Raw genomic sequence first — 255 nt, forward strand, 5'->3', positions numbered from 1 at the left:
CAACACAATCAGAGGCATTAAAAGAGTTATTGGCTAATAAAGCAACAGGCATTACAGATGCAACTAATAATGATACGAATTATCCGACAGTAAAGGCTATTAAAGGATATGTAGATGGCGCAGTTTCGGTATTGAGTACATCAGATTCAACCTCAGCATGGATTACCAGAGAAAGAAATCGAGCGATTAGTCGCGAAAATACCATTGAAACGAATTTGAATTCAGAGATTACCAGATCAAGAAGCAGAGAAGATT

The 255-nt window shown here is 37.3% G+C and carries 1 protein-coding gene; it reads left to right on the forward strand.

Translation table 11 applies throughout. From position 1 onward, the window contains the following. The coding region (locus EOJ36_RS12020) for a hypothetical protein (RefSeq protein WP_164847911.1) at positions 1 to 255 on the forward strand (255 nt) is incomplete at both ends.

It is taken from the genome of Sandaracinomonas limnophila (assembly GCF_004005965.1).
GTDB classification, from domain to species: Bacteria; Bacteroidota; Bacteroidia; order Cytophagales; family Spirosomataceae; genus Sandaracinomonas; species Sandaracinomonas limnophila.